This window comes from Oscillibacter sp. PC13, assembly GCF_900115635.1.
GTDB lineage: Bacteria > Bacillota > Clostridia > Oscillospirales > Oscillospiraceae > Oscillibacter.
Genome location: NZ_FOXE01000019.1, coordinates 51,947 through 71,433 on the forward strand (window position 1 = coordinate 51,947; position 19,487 = coordinate 71,433).

Annotated in this window: 16 protein-coding genes; 15 read left to right on the forward strand and 1 reads right to left on the reverse strand. The window is 52.1% G+C overall.

Features of this window, described 5'->3' with window-relative positions; all coding sequences use genetic code 11:
• Positions 1 to 159: 159 nt before the first annotated feature.
• Complete coding sequence (locus BMZ81_RS11500) at positions 160 to 390, forward strand: hypothetical protein (protein WP_091132214.1); 231 nt, start codon at positions 160 to 162, stop codon at positions 388 to 390.
• A 306-nt stretch (positions 391 to 696) separates the two neighbouring features.
• On the opposite strand, the gene BMZ81_RS11505 is transcribed toward BMZ81_RS11500, so the two are convergent.
• The gene (locus tag BMZ81_RS11505; protein WP_091132216.1) at positions 697 to 2,040 is read right to left on the reverse strand and encodes a GntP family permease; all 1,344 of its coding nucleotides are present in this window, start codon (positions 2,038 to 2,040) and stop codon (positions 697 to 699) included.
• Between the two features lie 755 nt (positions 2,041 to 2,795).
• Between BMZ81_RS11505 and BMZ81_RS11510 the strand changes: the two genes are divergently transcribed.
• The 14 genes from BMZ81_RS11510 to BMZ81_RS11580 all read left to right on the forward strand — a co-directional run.
• Positions 2,796 to 3,479: a GntR family transcriptional regulator gene (locus BMZ81_RS11510; RefSeq protein ID WP_091132218.1), complete on the forward strand. Its 684-nt coding sequence runs from the start codon at positions 2,796 to 2,798 to the stop codon at positions 3,477 to 3,479.
• Positions 3,480 to 3,761: 282 nt separating this feature from the next.
• The gene (gene ilvD / locus BMZ81_RS11515) at positions 3,762 to 5,444 is read left to right on the forward strand and encodes a dihydroxy-acid dehydratase (protein ID WP_091132221.1); all 1,683 of its coding nucleotides are present in this window, start codon (positions 3,762 to 3,764) and stop codon (positions 5,442 to 5,444) included.
• Between the two features lie 963 nt (positions 5,445 to 6,407).
• Entirely contained in the window at positions 6,408 to 7,481 is a 1,074-nt protein-coding gene (gene dctP / locus BMZ81_RS11525; RefSeq protein WP_091132225.1) for a TRAP transporter substrate-binding protein, read from the forward strand.
• A gap of 117 nt (positions 7,482 to 7,598) precedes the next feature.
• Positions 7,599 to 8,087: a TRAP transporter small permease gene (locus BMZ81_RS11530; RefSeq protein WP_091132228.1), complete on the forward strand. Its 489-nt coding sequence runs from the start codon at positions 7,599 to 7,601 to the stop codon at positions 8,085 to 8,087.
• Positions 8,084 to 9,400, forward strand: a complete 1,317-nt coding sequence (locus BMZ81_RS11535; protein WP_091132231.1) for a TRAP transporter large permease — start codon at positions 8,084 to 8,086, stop codon at positions 9,398 to 9,400. The genes BMZ81_RS11530 and BMZ81_RS11535 overlap by 4 nt, the downstream gene beginning before the upstream one ends.
• An 11-nt stretch (positions 9,401 to 9,411) precedes the next feature.
• Entirely contained in the window at positions 9,412 to 10,290 is an 879-nt protein-coding gene (locus BMZ81_RS11540; protein WP_177187301.1) for an MBL fold metallo-hydrolase, read from the forward strand.
• 20 nt (positions 10,291 to 10,310) lie between these two features.
• Positions 10,311 to 11,594 carry an L-serine ammonia-lyase, iron-sulfur-dependent, subunit alpha gene (locus tag BMZ81_RS11545; protein WP_091132234.1) on the forward strand — a complete coding sequence of 428 codons (1,284 nt, stop codon included), beginning with the start codon at positions 10,311 to 10,313 and terminating at the stop codon, positions 11,592 to 11,594.
• A gap of 34 nt (positions 11,595 to 11,628) precedes the next feature.
• Positions 11,629 to 13,209: an L-serine ammonia-lyase, iron-sulfur-dependent, subunit alpha gene (locus BMZ81_RS11550; RefSeq protein ID WP_091132237.1), complete on the forward strand. Its 1,581-nt coding sequence runs from the start codon at positions 11,629 to 11,631 to the stop codon at positions 13,207 to 13,209.
• Positions 13,210 to 13,223: 14 nt separating this feature from the next.
• Entirely contained in the window at positions 13,224 to 14,300 is a 1,077-nt protein-coding gene (locus tag BMZ81_RS11555) for an NAD/NADP-dependent octopine/nopaline dehydrogenase family protein (protein ID WP_177187302.1), read from the forward strand.
• Positions 14,301 to 14,460: 160 nt separating this feature from the next.
• On the forward strand, positions 14,461 to 15,180 hold the full coding sequence (locus BMZ81_RS11560; protein ID WP_091132241.1) for a FadR/GntR family transcriptional regulator: 720 nt from the start codon (positions 14,461 to 14,463) through the stop codon (positions 15,178 to 15,180).
• 39 nt (positions 15,181 to 15,219) lie between these two features.
• Positions 15,220 to 15,732, forward strand: a complete 513-nt coding sequence (locus tag BMZ81_RS11565) for a nitroreductase family protein (protein WP_091132244.1) — start codon at positions 15,220 to 15,222, stop codon at positions 15,730 to 15,732.
• A gap of 36 nt (positions 15,733 to 15,768) precedes the next feature.
• Entirely contained in the window at positions 15,769 to 16,635 is an 867-nt protein-coding gene (locus tag BMZ81_RS11570; protein ID WP_091132247.1) for a DMT family transporter, read from the forward strand.
• 226 nt (positions 16,636 to 16,861) lie between these two features.
• Entirely contained in the window at positions 16,862 to 18,151 is a 1,290-nt protein-coding gene (locus BMZ81_RS11575) for an L-cysteine desulfidase family protein (protein WP_091132248.1), read from the forward strand.
• Between the two features lie 254 nt (positions 18,152 to 18,405).
• Positions 18,406 to 19,487: IS256 family transposase (locus BMZ81_RS11580; RefSeq protein ID WP_091132250.1), on the forward strand; the 1,082-nt coding region annotated here is incomplete at its 3' end.

A 19,487-nucleotide genomic window follows, 5' to 3' on the forward strand; every position in this document is an offset into this window, starting at 1 on the left:
CATAACTTTGAATTTTTGATGAGCGAAGCAAAAAACTAGTTTATCAAAATTCAAAGCAACTGCAACACGCAAAGCAGCCAAAAACAATCACAAACGATTAATAGCGTAATCGCAATCTACTCAGTATGATAGCAAGAAAATGAAACGTAGAGGCCAATGATGGACAAAGATATTGGCTATAGAAATCCGACAGAAGAAGGGATACAAGCGCAATCAGAGTTCATTGCCGCCGAGGCTGGCTGCCGCGTTGAGATTTCTGCGGGAGCTTCGCTGATTGGGATGCCGTCGTTTGAAAAGCTCATCAGCGTTTTTCCAAATGACAGGGCAAATTGGGTTGCGTTGCTTGCAAGAGCCGCTTACAAATCTTGGGCCCGAAAGGTGAAGAAGTGAACACGGTCCAAGTCCAGAGAGAAAAGTTTCAGCCCCCAAGCAAATTGCTTGGGGGCTTTTAGGCTTTAGCGGCTTTGATAGAAAATCTCAATGGCAGGACTGCAGATATGCGCCGTTTGTGCTATTGGACATTGCGCATCTTCTTTCCGCCGGTATTCAGTTTCCTGTATGGTGGATCCAGAACTTTCTCGTAATCGGTTCCTTTCCTATATGCAGCCGGGGAACGCTGACCATGTGCGGATTTTAACAAAAATGCGCGGTGCGCAATGCATCCACTGAGACATGCGAAGATCGGGACGATGGAATTTACAGCAGACCCGGGAGCACGCCCTGGAACATGCTGAGGATCAGAATGATCACTAGGCCCGTGAGGCCGGCGGCAAAGCCGCCCAGAGTCCAGGACTTCATGGTCTGGGAGAAGGAGAAGCCGGAGAAGCGATTCACAACCCAGAATCCAGAGTCATTGGGCAGGGACAGGCCCACAGAGCCGAAGCAGATGGCCAGTCCCACCAGAACCGGGGAGGCGCCCATAGCGGAGATAGAGGGGGCCACGATGGCGGAAGTGGTAACCAGGGCCACGGTGGCAGAGCCCTGAGCCGCCCGGAGGATCTGGCTGAGGATGAAGGCCAGCAGGATCAGAGGCACGTTGAAGTTCTGCATGGTTTCCACGATGTAGTCACCGATGCCAGTGGCATTGATAATGTTGCCGAAGCTGCCGCCAGCGCCGGTGATCAGCATGACCATGCCCGCCTGAGCGCCGGCCTCGGCCATCATGTCTTCCATGGAGCGCTTGAAGTATTTTTTCAGCGCCAGCATGGCCACGATGACACCCACAAACAGGGCCACGTTCTTGTCGCCGATGAAGGCGCAGAAAGCGGCGACGGCAGAACCCTCGGGCAGCAGGGTGCTGGCAATGGTGCCAGCCAGGATCATCAGGATGGGCAGCAGAATCAGCAGGATGGCCAGACCGCCGGGGCAGCGGTCACTGGCGCGGGCGGTGTCAAAGTTGACATTCTCAGTCAACTGGGTGGCACACTGCTCGGGGAAGAACTTCTTCACGGTGAGTTTGGAGTAGAGCACGCCGCCCACCATGGCGGCAATCACGGAGATCAGGATGGCATAGCCCACGAAAGCGCCAAGAGGAGCCTCCAAGGTGCCGGCCACGGCCATGGGACCGGGGGTGGGGATGATGACGCAGTGGCCGATGATCAGGCCCACACCCAGGGCGGTGATAAATCGGGCCAGGGGGATGCCGGTCTTCTGAGACAGTTGCTTGGCGATGGATACTAAGATGACGAAGGCGGCATCAAAATACACGGGGATGGCTACAATCACACCGGTAATGCACAGTGCGATGGGAGAGCGCTTGACACCGATGACCCGCAGGGCCAGATTGGCGATCTCCTCGGTACCACCGGTTTCATACAGAAGCTGGCCCAGGATGATGCCCAAGGCGATGACGATGCCCACACTGGTCATGGTGGAGCCGAAGCCGGCGGCAATGCCGGAGGCGATTGCGGACAGAGGCAATTGGGCGCCGAAGCCGATCAGGATGGCAGTGCCTACCAGGGCCAGGAACGGGTTGATCTTGAGCTTGATGATCATCAGCATCAGCAGAGCGATGCCAAGCAGGAAAATGACCATTAACATTAGATAACTTCCTCTCTCTTCTTGTTTTTTTGAAAACATGCCGCCAACAGGGGACAGAGCGGTACATTTATTCACGTCTCAAACGCGAGGGTCCGGGGGCCGCGGTATTCAACACCACGCTGCCGGCAAGAGGCTTCCCCGGATGACTTTGCAGAGATATATCGGAATCTAAGCCGACCTTAGCGGAGATAGGAGCGGGTCCACGGACACTGACAATACAGTTCCGGCCGAACAGGACGATCTGGACAATGACAACGGTAGATAGAATGTAAGATCTGCCTCACAGGTCTCCCCCAGTTCCCGGCAGATGTCGAAATCTGCCTATAAGACGCGCAACTCCTGTATGGCAACCTGATCCAGATTGATGATTATCGCATCATAGCCGATCTTCACCAGGTTAGTGCCGCTGGCCTATCCATGGTTCCCGTACCGATAAAACCAAGCTTTTGGTGGGACAACCTCCTTTCCACAGATAATTGAGTGAGGAGTTCGTGCCGGTGCGAACTCATTTCACTTACCAGAATACCGGTATTCCGGAAAATCGTCAATCGGACGTTTCGACAAAAATAGAGGTCATATTTTGTGGGAAAAGTCGCTTTCCAAAAGTGGTAGCGTAAAGACAGAAGTAGGCGCTGAAAATTTATGAAAGGAAAGGCAGATCTGTGCTTGCCCGCCACAAAAACGGAAGTCCGGGTTGACCGAACTCTGCTCCTCGGCTATAATTGAGCCAACGATTGCAACAGGAGGAACGGCTCATGCCCAAGTATACGTCTATTCAGGAGACGGCCTATAACTATGTCCGCAACAAGGTTCTGACAGGACAGCTACAGCCAAATATACTATATTCTGAGACAAAGATGGCAGCGGAAATCAATATTTCCCGCACGCCAATGAAGGATGCGCTGGTGCGTCTGAGCCAGGACCGCTTTATTGATATCATTCCCAGTAAGGGATTTTGCCTGCATAAAATGTCTGAGGAGGACATCTGGCATACCTATCAGGCCCGCACCGCCGTGGAGGGCTTCTGCGCCATGCAGCTGGCCCAGCGGCGGAACGAAGAGGAGGGCCAGGCGGCCATCCGGGCTTTGGCGGACTGCTTGGCCGACATGGGCCGCTTTTTGGAAGATGTGTCCCACAGAAAGGACTTTCTGACGGAGCTGCTGGAACACGATCTGCAGTTCCACCAGGCGCTGGTGGACTTTGTCCGGAACACGGAGCTGGAACAGCTATTCAATACCTATCACTATCGGCTCTATTTCTTTGCCCTGGAGTCCCTCCGGGTGGAAGGCCGTCCGGAGAATGCCTATCAGGAGCACAGCAGGATCCTGGAGGCCATCCGGGATCCGCAGGACCAGCTGGGTATTCAGGCCTATCTGGCTATCGTGCGCCACATGGAGAGCACACGGAATATTATGCTCTCTATCATGCCGACAGCCTGACTCATGACGCCGGTACCCCGGAATCCGCTTCACGGGGTGCCGGATTTCCGGAAAATCAGGAAGATTTTATGAATTGTCTAAAATAATTGAAAAAGTTTGTCTATTTCTTCACTTGCACGGTATCCCGGTATTCCGGTATACTGTTATTAACGAGATCTCTTGGCCTGGCAGGCCGACCCGGAGGGCAGCGTCAGGGTCCAGGCTGGACCGCACGGTAATGTGAAACGTGCGTGAACGCCGACGGCCGGTACGCAAATTTTATAATGTGCGAAGGAGAGAATCATGAAGCGGAGCAACACGATTTTAGAAGGTACCGAAAACCAGTACTACAGAGCCACGTTCAAGTCCATGGGATTTTCCACGGACGATCTGAAGGACCGTCCCCTTATCGGCATCGCCAATGCCTGGAGTGAGTGTGTCCCCGGTCATTACAACCTGCGCCAGGTGGCGGAGAAAGTTAAGGCCGGCATCTACCGGGCCGGCGGCACACCGGTGGAGTTCGGCGTAATGGGCGGCTGCGACGGCATTGCCCAGGGCCAGATCGGTATGCACTACATCCTTCCCTCCCGGGAGCTGATCGCCAGTTCCGTGGAGTCCATGGCCCAGATTAATCTGTTTGACGGCTTGGTTCTGCTGGGTTCCTGCGACAAGATCGTCCCTGGCATGCTGATGGCTGCCGCCCGTTTGGACATCCCCTGCATCCTGCTGCCTGGCGGCCCCATGGAGGGTGGCTGTGAGTTCGACGGCCACCAGGCTGACCAGAGCTCCATCACCGAGGCTTACGGCATGCTCTCCTCCGGTCGGATGACTGAAGACGAATACGCTGCCATGGAGGATACGGCCTGCCCGTCATGCGGATCCTGTGCGTATCTGGGTACTGCCAACACTATGTGCTCTTTATCTGAGGCCATGGGCATGACCCTGCCCACCGGTGCCACTGCCCCCGCCACCTCCGGCCGCCGTATGGCCTTGGGCCAGGAGACCGGCGCGAAGATTGTGGAGCTGGTTCGCAAAGGGATCAGCGCCCGGAAGATCATCACCAATGAGTCTATCCGCAACGCCATCAAGGTCTGCCTGGCCATGGCTGGCTCTACCAACGCCGTCATGCACCTGACTGCAATTGCTCACGAGGCAGAGCTAAGCATCGACGTAGTGAAGGAGTTTGATGAGCTGTCCCGTGTCACGCCCCAGATTGCCAAGATTTTTCCATCTTCCCATAAGTACAACATGATCGACTTCTACCGGGACGGCGCGGTGCCGCGGGTCATGAAGGAGCTGGGCGACCGGCTGGACATCGGCGTTCTCACCGTCAGCGGCGAGACTCTGGAGAAGACCCTGGCGGAGCATCGCTATCTCTATCCCTTGACCAACAATGTCATCCACCCTATCAGCGATCCCTTCGGCTATACCGGCGGCGTGGCTGTGCTGCGGGGCAACTTGGCGCCCAACACCGGCATCACCAAGCCCGGAGCCTTTGACAAGAGCCTGTACCACTTTGAGGGGGAGGCCATTTGCTTCGATTCCGAGGAGGAGGCCGAGAAGGCCATTCTGGCCGGCAAGGTCCGGGCAGGCCATGTGGTGGTCATCCGCTATGAGGGCCCCAAAGGCGGTCCTGGCATGCGGGAGATGTACAAGGCCATGAAGTTCCTCTATGGCCGCGGTCTGGCCACCAGCACCGCACTGATCACCGACGGTCGGTTCTCCGGTACCAACAACGGCTGCTTTGTGGGCCATATCTCCCCTGAGGCTGCTGAGGGCGGCCCCATTGCCATCGTCCACGACGGCGACCACATCACCATCGATGTGGATCAACGGAGCCTGCAGCTGGACGTGCCCCAGGAGGAGATCGACAGACGCCTGGCCGCGTGGAAGCGTCCTACGCCCAAGTATACCAAGGGCTGGCTGGGTCTGTACAGTACCAACGCAGCCTCCGGTGCCGAGGGCGCCATCATGCGCCGGGGCTAATCCCGACGCAAAACGGAATCCGGTATGCTTCCGGCAGGTCCTGTCCGCTTCGGCGGGCGGGACCTGCTTTTTTACGGACACATACGGAAAAAAGGGTTCCCCTGCGGAGGAATTGTCTGCGGGAGAGCTGAGGAGAGCCTTTTAGAAATCCGTCAGGCTGGCGTTTTTCCAGAAAAGCGGCCATGTCCTCCTGCTTGTCATAGGGGAGAAAGAGAGGACGAAGCTGTTGGCCTCCGGGTACATGCCAATGTCAATCATATCATCACGACAACAATATGACGAAGGCAAAAATATTTTTCAAAAACATCGAAAAACTCAATGAAATCAATAGAAATAACCAGTCTCAAAATTTTTCTGCATTTTATGTATTTTAACTCAAACAAAATTTGCCTATTGCAGAAAATTTATCTGTCAGAATCTCTATAGAAATTCGACAGCAGAAGAGATATAAGCGCAATCAGAGTTCGTTGCTGGCAAGGCTGGCTGCCGCGTTGGTTTCCGCTGGGGCCTTTTTGATTGGGATGCTGCCGCTTGGAAAGTTTATCAGTGTTTTTTCTAATGGTAGGGTATATTGAAATGTATTGCTTATAAGAGTCACTTACAAAACTTGGGCCCAGAAGGTGAAGAAGTGAAACCGGTTCAAGTCCAGAGAGAATGGCTCCAGTCCCCAAGCGGTTTGCTTGCGGGACTTTTTGCTTTGACAGCTTGACGGAAGAGCTTGATGACATGACTGGGGATATACGTCTTTGCGCGTTTGGACAGGCGCGCTTCGCTGAAAAAACCGTTGTCAAACTGTGAATTTGACGAAATTGCAAGGCTGTCATATGGAAAAACGACGATTTTAAAAATGTTTGTCAAAAAAGCTTGAAAAGCAAAAAAATGTTGTTATAATTGGTTATACATTGAACATGTTTAAACAATGAAGTTGACAGTGTTCAAAATTTTTAGCCTTAGGAGGGCGTCATGAAAAGAAGGATTTTAGCATTGGCCCTGGCAGCTATGATGGTGATGAGCCTCGTAGCGTGCGGAGGAACCCAGAGTGGTTCCGAAGATTCCAGCAACGGTAATGACTCTGAAGCAGCTGGTCAGGAAGTATATGAGCTGAGCCTTGCCAGTATGTACAGTGACCCCGACAATACCCCTGATTTCAACGGCTTTGGCTGGGGCATCAAGAAGTTCATCGAACTGGTGGAACAGGAATCCGAAGGCCGTATTAAGATCACTCCCTATTGGGCAGGCGTGATGGGCGGCGACCTGGAGCTCTTCAATCAGCTGGTCGACGGTGAGCTGGATGTCTATTATGGTTCTCCTACCGCCAATATCGATCCTATTTTCACGGCAAAGAGCATTCCCTATCTGTTCAAGGATTATGACCAGGTGAAGGAGCTGTACGCCAGCCCTGACGCCCCACTGTTTACACTGCTGGCAGACCGCTGCAGAGAGCTGGGATGCGAGATGATCGCCGCTGGAACGGGTACGTTCCGTGATCTGATGAACAACAAGCATGAGGTGAAGGTCCCTGCTGACTGCAAGGATTTGACACTCCGCTCTTACGAAGACTACATCGTGAATGCATTCTGGTCCGGTATTTCCAACGCGACAGTCCTTCCCTACAGCGAGTGCTACACTGCTTTCCAGACCAAGACCTGCGATGGCGGCGAGTTTGCAAACACCATTATGGTGCAGCAGAAGTATTACGAGGTCTGCAAGTATGTCACTGATATTCACTGGCAGTGGGTTGGACACACCATCATGTTCAACGATGACGTGTGGGCCTCTTTGCCGGAGGATCTGCAGGAGATCGTCAAGCAGTGCGCATGGGACGCTTTTGCATATGAGTATGAGGTTGAGATGGAAGATGAGGCCAAGGCCTATGACACCCTGGAAGAGAACGGCATGGAGGTTTATCATCTGACAGACGAGGAACGCCAGGAATGGGTTGATTACGCCCGCAGCACTTATCCGTTCATTGCCGAGCAGCTTGGCGAGGATACCTTTGCCATGATCATGGAGGCGGCTGGTATTGACTGGCAGTAAATTCCGCTGATTCAGTTTTGATACGTAGTCCCAAAACAGGCCGCTGGGGCAGTTCCTGGCGGCCTGTTTTGCCGATGATGCAGTTTAATCCAAACCACGAGGAAGGAGCGGAATGCTTTGAAATTCCTGAAAAAAATTGATTCGTTTTACGACAGGGCGATGCATTTTATCTTGCCCTTTTTGACCATTGCCATTACAGCCATGATCTTTGTGATGGTTATCTGCCGATACATTTTACATATGAATTTGGGCGGTGCTGAGGAACTCCCCACATTTCTGATGATTATCTGCGTGTGGATTGCCGCCGGCGCCGCGGCCAGAGATGGAGGACATCTGAAAGTGACCGTGCTCTACTCTGTGATCAAGAGCGAAACGGTAAAAAAAGTCATGGAGCTGATCGCGCATCTTTTGGAAGCGGTGGTGATGTGGTTCTATACCTATCTGGCCTATGAGTTTGTTTTGAAGAGTTATGCAAAAGGTCAGATTTCTGCCGGACTTCAGTTTCCTATGTGGTGGCCCCAGAGCTTCCTTTTAATCGGTTCCTTCTTTATGGCGGTCTACTTTACGGTTCATCTGATTCAATCCATAGGGGGGCTCAAAAAATGATTATTGCACTGTCTGTAATTCTGGTTCTCGTCTGTATCTTTCTTGGCATGGGCATCCCCTTTTCGTTCCTGGCGGGATCCGTGTTCTGGGCGCTGGTTGACGGTTCCAGTATGGGAAACTTTGTCTCTACCTCTTATTATTCTCTGGATGCATACTCCCTTCTGGCACTGCCTCTGTTTATGGCCGCCGGCATCCTGCTGGAGCGCAGCGGCATTGCCAAGCAGCTGGTTGATCTGGCGGAGATTCTGCTTCGTAAGTTCAAAGGCGGTATGGGTGCAACGATTCCGGTGGTCTCGGCGTTCTTTGGTGCACTCAGCGGCTCCGGCCTGGCTTGTGTGACTGCCGTTTCCAATATGCTGGGGCCCCGTCTGGAGGAGAAGGGATGGGACCGGAACTACCTTGCGGCGCTGGCCTGTGCGGCGTCCCCCCTAGGCTATATGATCCCCCCCAACATGAATGCAATTGTGTTTACAAAGGTTTCGGACGCCTCTGTGGGCGCGCTGTTTCTTGCAACATTGCTTCCTGGTATCCTCTGGACAATTCTGTATGTCATCATCAACCGCGTGGTATACAGGAAATATTATGATCCCTCCAAGGCCGTTGTCAAAGAAGGCGAAGCGGTTGCTGAGGATGTGAAGGATACCTGGATGTATAAGTGGCACGTCATTCGTGCTGCAATCCCTGCATTTTTGATGCCGGTTATTATTCTGGGCGGTATTTATGGGGGTGTCTTTACGGCGACAGAGGCCGGCGGAATTGCCTGCATTTATGCGTTGCTGGTGGGTGTGTTTGTCTATAAGGGCATCAGGACCAGAAAACAGGTATTCAATGTGTTCTATGAGACTGGTTACAGCATCGGCACAATCCTCATGATCTTCCCGATGACCCTGATTTTCTCCAGACTGCTGGTCATAAATGGCGTGCCTGAGATGGTCACGAACTTTATGATGGGAATCAGTGACAACCGGTACGTGATCATGCTGCTTCTGGACATTCTCCTGGTAGTAGCGGGTTTCTTCCTGGACTGCAATGTGCTGCTGCTGGTTCTGACCCCGCTGCTGCTGCCCACGGCAACGGCAATCGGCCTTTCTCAGATCCATTTGGCGACAATGGTGTTCGTGGCAATCGGCATCGGCGGTATGACGCCGCCCATGGCAACTCCGCTGTACATTGCCGTCAGAATCTGCGATGCAGATTTAATCAAAACCTGCAAAGCGCTGCTTCCCTCCTTTTTCTTCGGCGCCATTCCCATTATGCTCTTGGTCACTTATGTGCCGTTTTTCAGTGAGTGGCTGCCCTCTCTCCTGATCTGATGGGGGCTCGCATGGAGAAGAAGAGCTATTCTGTCAAAAAGCTGGACAAAGGCGTCTATGTGATCGATGAATATGCCATGAATTATATGTATATTGTCATCGGCACAGAAAAATGTCTTGCGATTGATACCGGTACGGGCACTGGGGATTACAAAAGCATTGTGGACAGAATTGCGGGAGATAAGCCGTATGACGTTGTATGTACCCACTGCCATGTGGATCACTGCGGCGGCATTGGCCAGTTTCGCAAAATTTATATTCATCCGAATGACATCGCTCCGGTTGTCGCTGGAAATGGCCGTGCGGGAACGATCTCCGTTGCAAATCGCCGCCGGTACAGCGCCCGGGGGTTTGCGGTAAATCCGGAGGGAAGCCTGCCCTTTACCTTGGAGTCTTTTCAGGAAATTGACACCAGTACCATTGAGTTTGTCGGTGTCCGGGAGGGAGATACCTTTGACCTGGGGAACCGGTCGCTCACCGTATATGAGATGCCGGGCCACAGCATGGGTTGTATCTGCCTGCTGGATAAAGCCAACCAAATCCTCTTTGCCGGAGACAATGTTTCTAAAATTCTGATTTTGCCGATGGACTTGCCGCATAAGGAGCGCGTTCAGATGTGGCTTACCGGCGCGGAGAAGATTCTTGCGCTGCGGCCATATTACAGTGTTATCTATGCAGGGCACCTTTGTCCAGCCCCAATGGAATTGTTCCTTGATCAGGTGACGCTTGCCCGCAAGATTCTGACCGGTGAAATTCAACAGGAGTTTCTGCAGGCAGATGAATTCCGCGGGCCGCTCTATCGATACGGGGAAGCGTATTTCACTTTAGAGGAAGAAAATTTAAAAACGCGCGATTACAGGAGAATTTTGCATCCTGACCTATGTGAGTAACGGAAAGGTGGAGATGCTCCTTGGAGCAAAAACATTTACTGCTGCGCATTCTGCATGATGAAATAAAACCGTCCTTTGGCTGCTCCGGCCCGATCGGTGTTGCGATTGCAGCTTGCGAGGCCGCGGATGCAGTGGGAGGTAAGGTCCAAAAAATCCAAGCGCTGATTGATAAGGACATGTGTGCAAAAAACAGCGACGTGGGAATTCCGCCTTCCGGGGTGAAGGGAATTCGTGCAGCTCTGGCAATGGGAGCGCTTTTTGGAAAAGCCGGCACGGGTCTTGCGGTGCTGGATGGTGTTACCGGAGAAGAGACTGCACAGGCCGTGGCGTTTGCCGACAGTGGGGCAATTGAGGTCACCCCGGACTGGGGAACGGAGACCATCGGCGTTTATGCCGATGTGCGGGTTATAACAGAGTTTGGCGAAGGACGAGCCATTGTTGCAAAGAGCCACAGTAACCTGGTTTACAAAGAGGCGTCGGGCAGGGTTTTGGTCAATCGGGATTTATCACGGGAAGAGGCGCTTGATGAGTCCAAGGATGCAATCCACGGCTTTTCAATGAAGGATTTTTTCGAATTTTCTCAGGAAGCTTCCCTGGAAGACTTGGCGTTTTTAAAGGATGCAATTCGCTTGAACACGCAATTGTGCACGCACGGACTGTCTGCGCAGTCAAAAAGTTCCGGATTTGGCCGAAGCATTTTAAAAAGAAGCGGTGGGGTTCCTATCAAAAAAGCAAAGGCGATGGCATGCGCGGCGGCGGAGGCCCGTATGGAGGGATGTCCGATGGCAGCCATGAGCTGCGCAACCAGTGGAAATGCGGGAATTGCCGTCTCTTTGCCCCTTGCCAGTTTGGCTGAAGACTACCAGATCCGTGAGGAGACACTATTGCGGGCGCTGGCTTGCGGCTATTTGGTTACCATCAGCTGCAAAAACAGAATTGGACGCCACTCCGCCATGTGCGCCTGTTCTGTCGGCGCCTCGCTGGGAGTTGCCGCAGGAACGGCGGTACTGTTTGGCGGCAGTTCCGCACAGATGGAAATGGCCGTCAATAATACAATCGTCGCTGTTTTTGGAATTTTATGCGACGGCGCAAGGGAGGCCTGCGCGCTTAAGCTTTCAAATGCGGCGGAATGCGGCATGGAGGGAGCATTTCTGGCGTTGGATCATGTGGAGATCCGGACGAACGAAGGCGTCTGTGGCGACTCGGCGGACAACAGTGTGGAATTTATGGGAAGCTTTGCGCGGGAAGGCATGCGGCAGACAGATATGGAATTGTGTAAATTCTTATTTAGAAAGCATTTTTGAACAGATGCAATGAGGGATAGAGGAGACAGAAATCATGGACATCAGCGTATTTGAAGTGATCGGCCCTGTGATGGTGGGTCCGTCCAGCTCGGGAACAGCCGGTATGGCGAGACTGGGCTGGGCCGCCGGCAGGTTTTTGGACGGGCCGGTAAAGGCCATCAATTTGAGTTTCCACCCGCGAATCCAGGACTATGCGGGCCTGCGGAGCCATATTGCCCTGATCGGCGGCGTGCTGGGTATTCGGGAATATGACCCGGAACTGAAAAACGCACTGGAAATTGCAAAGGCACGGGGCATTCGTCTTACGGCCAGTAAACTGAAGCCACCTCTGCCGGACGCACTGGTTGTCACCATTTCAATGGAGCAGGAGACAGGCGTGGTTCGGAGAGTATCTGGCATTTCGGTGGGGGGCGGCAGCATCTCCATCACAGGGATTGACGATTTTGAAGTGGATCTGATCAGCACGGAGCGGTATCTCTTTGTGTGGTCGGATTCGGATATTTCGGAAGAACTTCCCAAGATGATGCCGGAGGGAACAACCGTCAGAAAGGATTGTAAAAACGGCAAATACCTCTTCTACATGGGCGTGCCGATGAAAATGGACGAGGCGGTGGGAGAGACAATCAAAAACCTGCCGGGTGTCACAAAGGTCCTTTTCACCGAGCCGTTCCTTGGCTTCGGCTATCAGCCCTATCAGCCCCTTTTCAGGACCTTTGAGGATTTGATGCGGCTGTCAGAGGAAACGGGAAAAACAGTCCCTGAGCTGGCAATCGAATATGAGATGGCGAGATCGGGGCGTTCCCGTCAGGAGATCTGGGAAGAGATGAAGCGATCTCTGGAATACATGCGGGAATCCGTCAACACCGGATTGACCCAGGAGCTTCATACGCTCTTCGGGTTTGGCACGGGCCAGGACGGGAAAAAGATGATGAAGGCACTGGCGGAGGGGCGGACACTCAGCGGCTCCACCATGTCCAGAGCGTTTGCAAAGGCACTTGCGACCATGGAGATGGACTGCTCCATGAACCGGATTGTGGCGGCTCCGACGGGCGGCTCCGCAGGCATTGTTCCGGGCTGCATTCTGACGATCCAGGAGGATAAGGGGTGCTCCGACGAGGAGTTGGTGAATTCCCTCTTTGTGGCAGCGGCGGCAGGCGTGTGCATGTATTATCACAACGCAAACTTCTCCGGTATGCGGGGCGGCTGCCAGGGTGAGATCGGAGTGTCCTCGGCAATTGCAGCCGCGGCGCTTGCGTACCTTGGAGGCGGGGATACGAAGACGATCTGCCACGCCATGGCGCTTTCCATGAAGAACCTGCTGGGCCTAATCTGCGACCGCATTGGCGGCTCCTCGGAGATACCCTGTATCCGGCGGAACTGCGTAGGCGTTGCAAATGCGTTTGCAGGCTGCGACATGGCTCTGGCGGGTATCGACAGCTATGTGAGCCCGGACGAGGTGATTACGGCCCTGTGCAACACGCAGAAGCTGCTTCCGGCGGCGCTCCGGGGCGGCTACGGCGGCCTGGGGTGCACTGTGGAGGCAAAGCTCGCAAGGGAGATTGAGGATAAAATAAATAGGGAGCTTTCCCTGCCTGTAATGAATGACCACTTATGAAGGAGGAACTTATTATGGAGAAATTTAAGTTTGCAGTAATCGGCGCTGGCGCAAGCGGAACACTGATGTCAATCATCCTGAAAACAAAGGGCTATTCTGTCAACCTGATGGACAAGGACACTGCCAAGGTCGAAACGCTGAAAAAACTTGAGGTGCTGAAGGCCACTGGCAAAACAGAGGCACAGGCAAAGCCGGATCTGATCACGGCAGATACTGCTGCGTGTATTAACGGAGCAAATATTATCATGGTTTGCACAACCACCGATGCCCATGGTGATGTTGCGCACGCAATTGCTGATACCGTGCAGGAGGACCAGATTATTATTTTGAATCCAGGCCATCTTGGCGGCGTTTTGAATTTCCGGAATGCATTGATGGAAGCAAACTGCAAAGTGAATCCTTTGATCTGCGAGGCCTCGGACATGATGTTTGCCTGCCGTACGATGGAGATCGGCCATACGTTCCACTCCGGTGTCAAGGCAAAGATTAAATTAGCCTCTATCCCCGCAGAAAACGCAAAGAAAGTTGCCGATCTGCTGAAGGATGTGTTTCCTTGCTATGTTCCTGCCAGCAATGTGCTGGAAACAGGACTTTCCGGCGGCAGCGGCATGCTGCATTCAATTCCGTGCGTGATGAACATCAACAAAATCGAACTTCAGCAGCCGTTTGACTACTATATTGAAGGCCTTACGCCGGGCGTTTGCAAAGTGATTGAAGCTGCTGACAAAGAGCGCATTGCGGTCTGCACGGCACTGGGTGTGACGGTTGAGCCGCTGCTCCCCCATCTGAAGAGTGTTTATGGGCTGGAACCGGACAACCTTTACGACGCCATACAGAGCTGCGTGCCTTATAAGGGAATCAAGTCTCCGATGAATACAAACCATAGATTCATGCAGGAGGATACCCTTTGCGACTTGGTGCCGACGGCTTCCATCGGTAAAATGCTTGGGGTTGCCACACCGACAATTGATATGATAATTGCCCTGGAAAGCCTTCTTCTGGGAAAGGATTTTGCAAAAGAGGGGCGGACAGTTGAAAAACTTGGCCTTGCCGGAAAATCAAAAGAGGAAATTTTTGAGATGGTCCAGTGACATGGTTTTCAAGTATTTTTCTCACGGACAACCTATTGAAGCACGATTTATGTAGGAGTAATCACTTTCATAAATGCTATAACTTGATTTTCTCCTTCTCTTAGTCTAGAATTTATACAATATTACAAAGCTCATGCAATTATATAGGGGGATATAAGTTATGGTAACACCGGTTAGCAAGACACAGGTTTACGAGGCGGTATATGATTCCATGGTGGATCTGATTGAAGATGGAACATGGAAGGTCGGCGAGCGAATTCCCGGTGAAATTAAACTCGCAAAAGATTTCCAGGTGAGCAGAAATTCTCTGCGGACTGCAATCAAGGTGCTGGATTCAAATAATATACTTACTTGCAAACCTGGTGTTGGAACTTTTGTGACCGAGAACGCCTTGAGGGAAATCAGAAGCAGGCGTCTTGTGAGTATGATGCAGGACACCACCTATGCGAAAGAGATTGTGGAAGTTCGAAGCATTCTGGACAAGGAAATCGCCTATCAGTCTGCATTGAAGTGTGCGGAGAAAGACGTAAAGGCGCTGCAGGACTGTATTGATCACCTTTCAGACGCGGCAAAAGAGGAAAACCTGGACAGTGTAATCTTTTGGGGCAGTCGATTTCATGAGATAATCGCTGAAATCACGGGAAATCAGGTTTTAATTACAATTTACAAGTCTTTGAAGTCAGAACTGGATCACGACAGACTGTGGTATTTAAAAAGACGCGGCATTCACGAAGTGTACCAGGAATATATCGAGGAGGACCGGAAAATCATTGAGGCATTCCGGAATCACGATGGAAACCTGGCGCGGGAACTAATGGTCAGGCATATGGACATCCGTATTCATGGCATTACGGAAATTGCACATGAAAACGCCAACTGAGGGCATTGCCATAGTTGGCGTTGATTAAGGAGAACAACTATGGAAGTTATGGACGCACTAAAAGGGCGGCAGAGTGTAAAAAACTATTTGTCGACGCCCGTTGAAACAGAAAAGCTCAACAGAATTTTGGAAGCGGGACGGCTGGCACCTTCTGCCTATAATCATCAATACCGCCGGTTTATCGTTGTGACGGACCATGCCTTGAAAAAAGAGATTCGTGAAAAGGCGGGTACGCAGCCAATGGTCGAACAGGCGCCGGTGCTGATTGTGTATTGTGCGACGGAAGACATTGATTTTACTATGCCGAATGGGGAGAAAACGTATCCAATTGATGCGGGAATCTGCGGCGGCTATATGATGCTGGAGGCATATGATCAGGGCCTTGGTGCATGCTGGCTGGGTGTTTTTGATCCGGAAGCAGTTAAAGAGGTTTTGAACCTTCCCGAAGAAGTCAAGGTCGTGACGATGATTCCCATTGGCTATCATGACGGCACACAGGAACGGAAACCGCGAAAGCCGCTGGAAGAGACCGTAAGTTATAACAAGTACTGAGGAGTATGGCTGCGTCCTGAAGCAGCGGTTTATAGTATGAAAGATAGAAGTAAGGCAGTTTTGCTGATGCTGCTGTCGGCGCTGTCGTTTTCCCTTATGCAACTGGCCGTTAAGCTTTCGGCCATGACAGTTGAAACCATGCAGCAGGTGTTTTTCCGAAACCTGATTGGGCTCGTGATATCCTTTGTGCTGCTGAAAAAGAAGCACCTGCCGTTATTTGGAGAGAGAAAGTACCAGCTGCCGTTATTTGCCAGATCCTTTTTTGGCTTTTGCGGCATGTGCTTTCTATTCATTGCGACGGCAGGCGCCAGGCAGGCGGACGTTGCGTTGCTGAGCCGCACAACCCCCATTTGGGTCAGTATTTTTGCATGGCTGCTGTTAAAAGAAAAGATTTCAAAAATTCAGGTTCCTGTGATTGCCCTGTGTATGCTGGGGGCATTTGCAGCGATTCAGCCGTCATTTGACTCGGATATAAAGCCTCTGGTGTTTGCCCTTTTAACCTCCGTCTGCAGTGGCGTTGCATATACGATGATTGCCTATTGCAAGGGGCGGGTGAACCCGCTGACGGTAATTTTTCAATTTTGTATTTTCAGCACAATCGCGGCGGGCATATTAATGATCCCTGACTTTGTTGTTCCAACGGCAAGAGACTTGCTGATACTGTTTTTCATTGGACTTTTTGGAGCAGGCGGTCAGCTTGGGCTTACATATGCAATGCAGTGGGCACCGGCCTCGGAAGTCAGCATCTACGATTACGCCGGGATTATCTTTTCAGCAATATGGGGATATATAGCGCTGCATGAAACTTTGACGATGCCAACCGTGATTGGGGCATTGCTGATTACTGCTGGCGGTGCATGGTCGTTTTTCTATAATCGGCGCCAAGGCGAGAAAACAGCATGAGGGCAGACCGTCTATGAAACCTGAATTCTCGTGGCGTTGGAGAAGAAACTTGCATAAATCATACCCGGAAGATCTTTGATTGCTTTCGGGTATGATTTAATTGGATTTTTTATGATCACCCACTGCGGTGATTTTGCGGAGCGGGCCGCTGGTGGTGTTTTACATGATATGGCGGTTGACTGGGACTGCCGGTGTCCTACTCTGGATGGAATAAGAGGAGCATTCAATGGAACGAAAATTATTTTGTGATATTCTCAACAGCGAGATGACGCTGGCAACGGGATGTACGGAACCTGCAGCAATTGCACTCTGCGCGGCCTATGCCAGGGAGCATCTAAAGGGGCAGGTGGCAGATCTGCAGGTTCTGGCCAGTGTCAACATCATTAAAAATGCAATGGCGGCGGGAATCCCTGGAACGTCTCACACGGGCATTGACTACGCTGCTGCCCTGGGAGCCGTTGGCGGAAGGACGGAGCGGCAACTCCAGGTGATTGACCAGGCCTCTGATGAAGAGCGCAAAAAGGCGGTGGAACTCGTACAGAGCGGCCATGTAAAGATGGGGAAAAAAGAGACGACCGAGAAACTGTATGTGGAGGTTGAAGTAAACAGCGCGGACGGCCATCAGGCGAAGGCAATCATTGCTTCGGCACATACAAACTTGATTTATGCAGAGGAGGATGGGAAAGCCGTAATTGACTATCCGATGGGAACCCGCATCAGTGGTATATCCACAGATATCATTGACAAAACATTGTCGCTTGCGTCAATTTATGAATTTGCCAACACATTGGATCGGGAGATAGACGATCTGCATATGATTGAACTGGCCATCCAGGTCAATCAACGCATTGCGCAGGAAGGGGCAGAAAAGCGGTTTAACCTTCACGTGGGGCAGAATATCGGCGCTATGAAGAAAAATGGCTATTTAAGCAATGATATGGTTTCTGCTGCTATGGAACGTACCGCGTGCGGAATTGATGCGCGCATGGGCGGAGCAAATGTCCCTGTTGTGACCAACTCAGGCTCTGGAAACCAGGGGATTACGGCAACAATCCCTGTGGTGACGGCTGCTGAGTTCTTAGGCGCAGATAAAGATAAGACTTTTCGTGCTGTAACACTTTCCCATTTGGTTGCTATCTATATTCACTGCCACTTTGGGCTGCTCTCTGCTTTGTGCGGTGCGACCGTAGCAGGAGCAGGAGCTGCGTGCGGTCTCGTGTACTTAATGGGCGGTACATTGGAGCAAATTGGCTATGCAATCAATAATATGATGGGTACCGTAACGGGGATGTTATGTGACGGGGCTAAGGCTGACTGCGCTATGAAAGTTGCCACCTGTGTCAACACGGCGTTTTTAAGTGCATCTATGGCAATTGATGATATCAGTGTTCAGCCCAATGAAGGAATTGTGGATGATTCTCCCGATAAGACGGTAAAGAATTTTGTCCGTCTGGGCAACGACGGATCGTCCACCATGGACAATATCGTCCTCGACATTATGCTGACAAAAACCTGATAAATAATGAGACGTTTTTCGCAGCGGACTAAGATGAGCCAAAACCGTTGACGCTGCACGGCATTTTTAAAAAAGAATTGAGGATTGGCCCAAGTATCTGAAAAAAGGACGCCGGATTCAAGCCGGCGTCCTTTTTTAAAGATAAGGTAAGATAAGTTGCGCAAATTGAAAAAGAGGTAAAAAGAGAGACATGGTTTGTAGATCTCTGTTAGAATGAAGTTGCGAGACACCATTCTGAAAGGAGAAAGCAAACCATGCCTGAGAAGATTGTACAGCTGAACGAGGAAGTAATCAAGGGGCAGATCAAGGAATTGGTCCGCGGCAGCGTGGAAGAAACCCTAAATGAGCTGCTGGAGGCCGAGGCGGAGAAACTGACCCAGGCGACCAGCGAGGAACGTCAGGGCTACCGCAGCGGCCACTACAGCCGGAACCTCACCACCACTTCAGGGGATGTCACGCTCAAGGCGCCGCGCCTCAAGGGGATCTCGTTTGAGACAGCCATCATTGAGCGGTACCGCCGTCGTGAGAGCAGTGTCCAGGAATCCCTCATTGAGATGTACCTGGCCGGCGTTTCTGTGCACCGGGTGGAGGACATCACCGAGGCCCTGTGGGGCAGCAAGGTATCCTCCTCTACCATCAGCGAGCTGAACAAGAAAGCATATGTCCGCATTGAGGATTGGCGAAATCGCCATTTACAAGGCGGCCGCTATCCGTACGTCTATGTGGATGGTATTTATCTGCGCCGCAACTGGGGCGGAGAGTATGAAAATGTGGCCATTTTGGTTGCAATTGCTGTCAATGAGGATGGATACCGTGAGGTTCTGGGTGCTGTCGAGGGCATGAAAGAGGACAAGGCCAGCTGGGTCAGCTTCTTCCAGTGGCTCCGTGGCCGCGGTCTGAACGGCGTAAAACTCATCGTTGGTGACAAGTGTTTGGGCATGTTGGAGGCGGTAGGAGAAGTGTTTCCCGAGGCCAAATATCAGCGCTGCACCGTTCACTTTTACCGCAACGTATTCTCCGTTACCCCACGCTCCAAAGTGAAAATGGTAGCCAAAATGCTCAAGGCCATCCATGCTCAGGAGAGCAAGAAAGCGGCCCGTGAGAAGGCCAGAGCCGTCGTGGAAGAACTGCGGGCAATGAAACTGAAGGAGGCCGCCAAGAAGGTGGAAGACGGCGTTGAGGCGACGCTGACCTACTGCGAGTTCCCTTTCGAGCATTGGACCCGCATCCGGACCAACAATGTCATCGAGCGGCTCAACCGGGAGATCCGCCGCCGGACCCGTGTGGTGGGTACCTTCCCAGACGGTAACTCCGCCCTCATGCTGGTCTGTGCCCG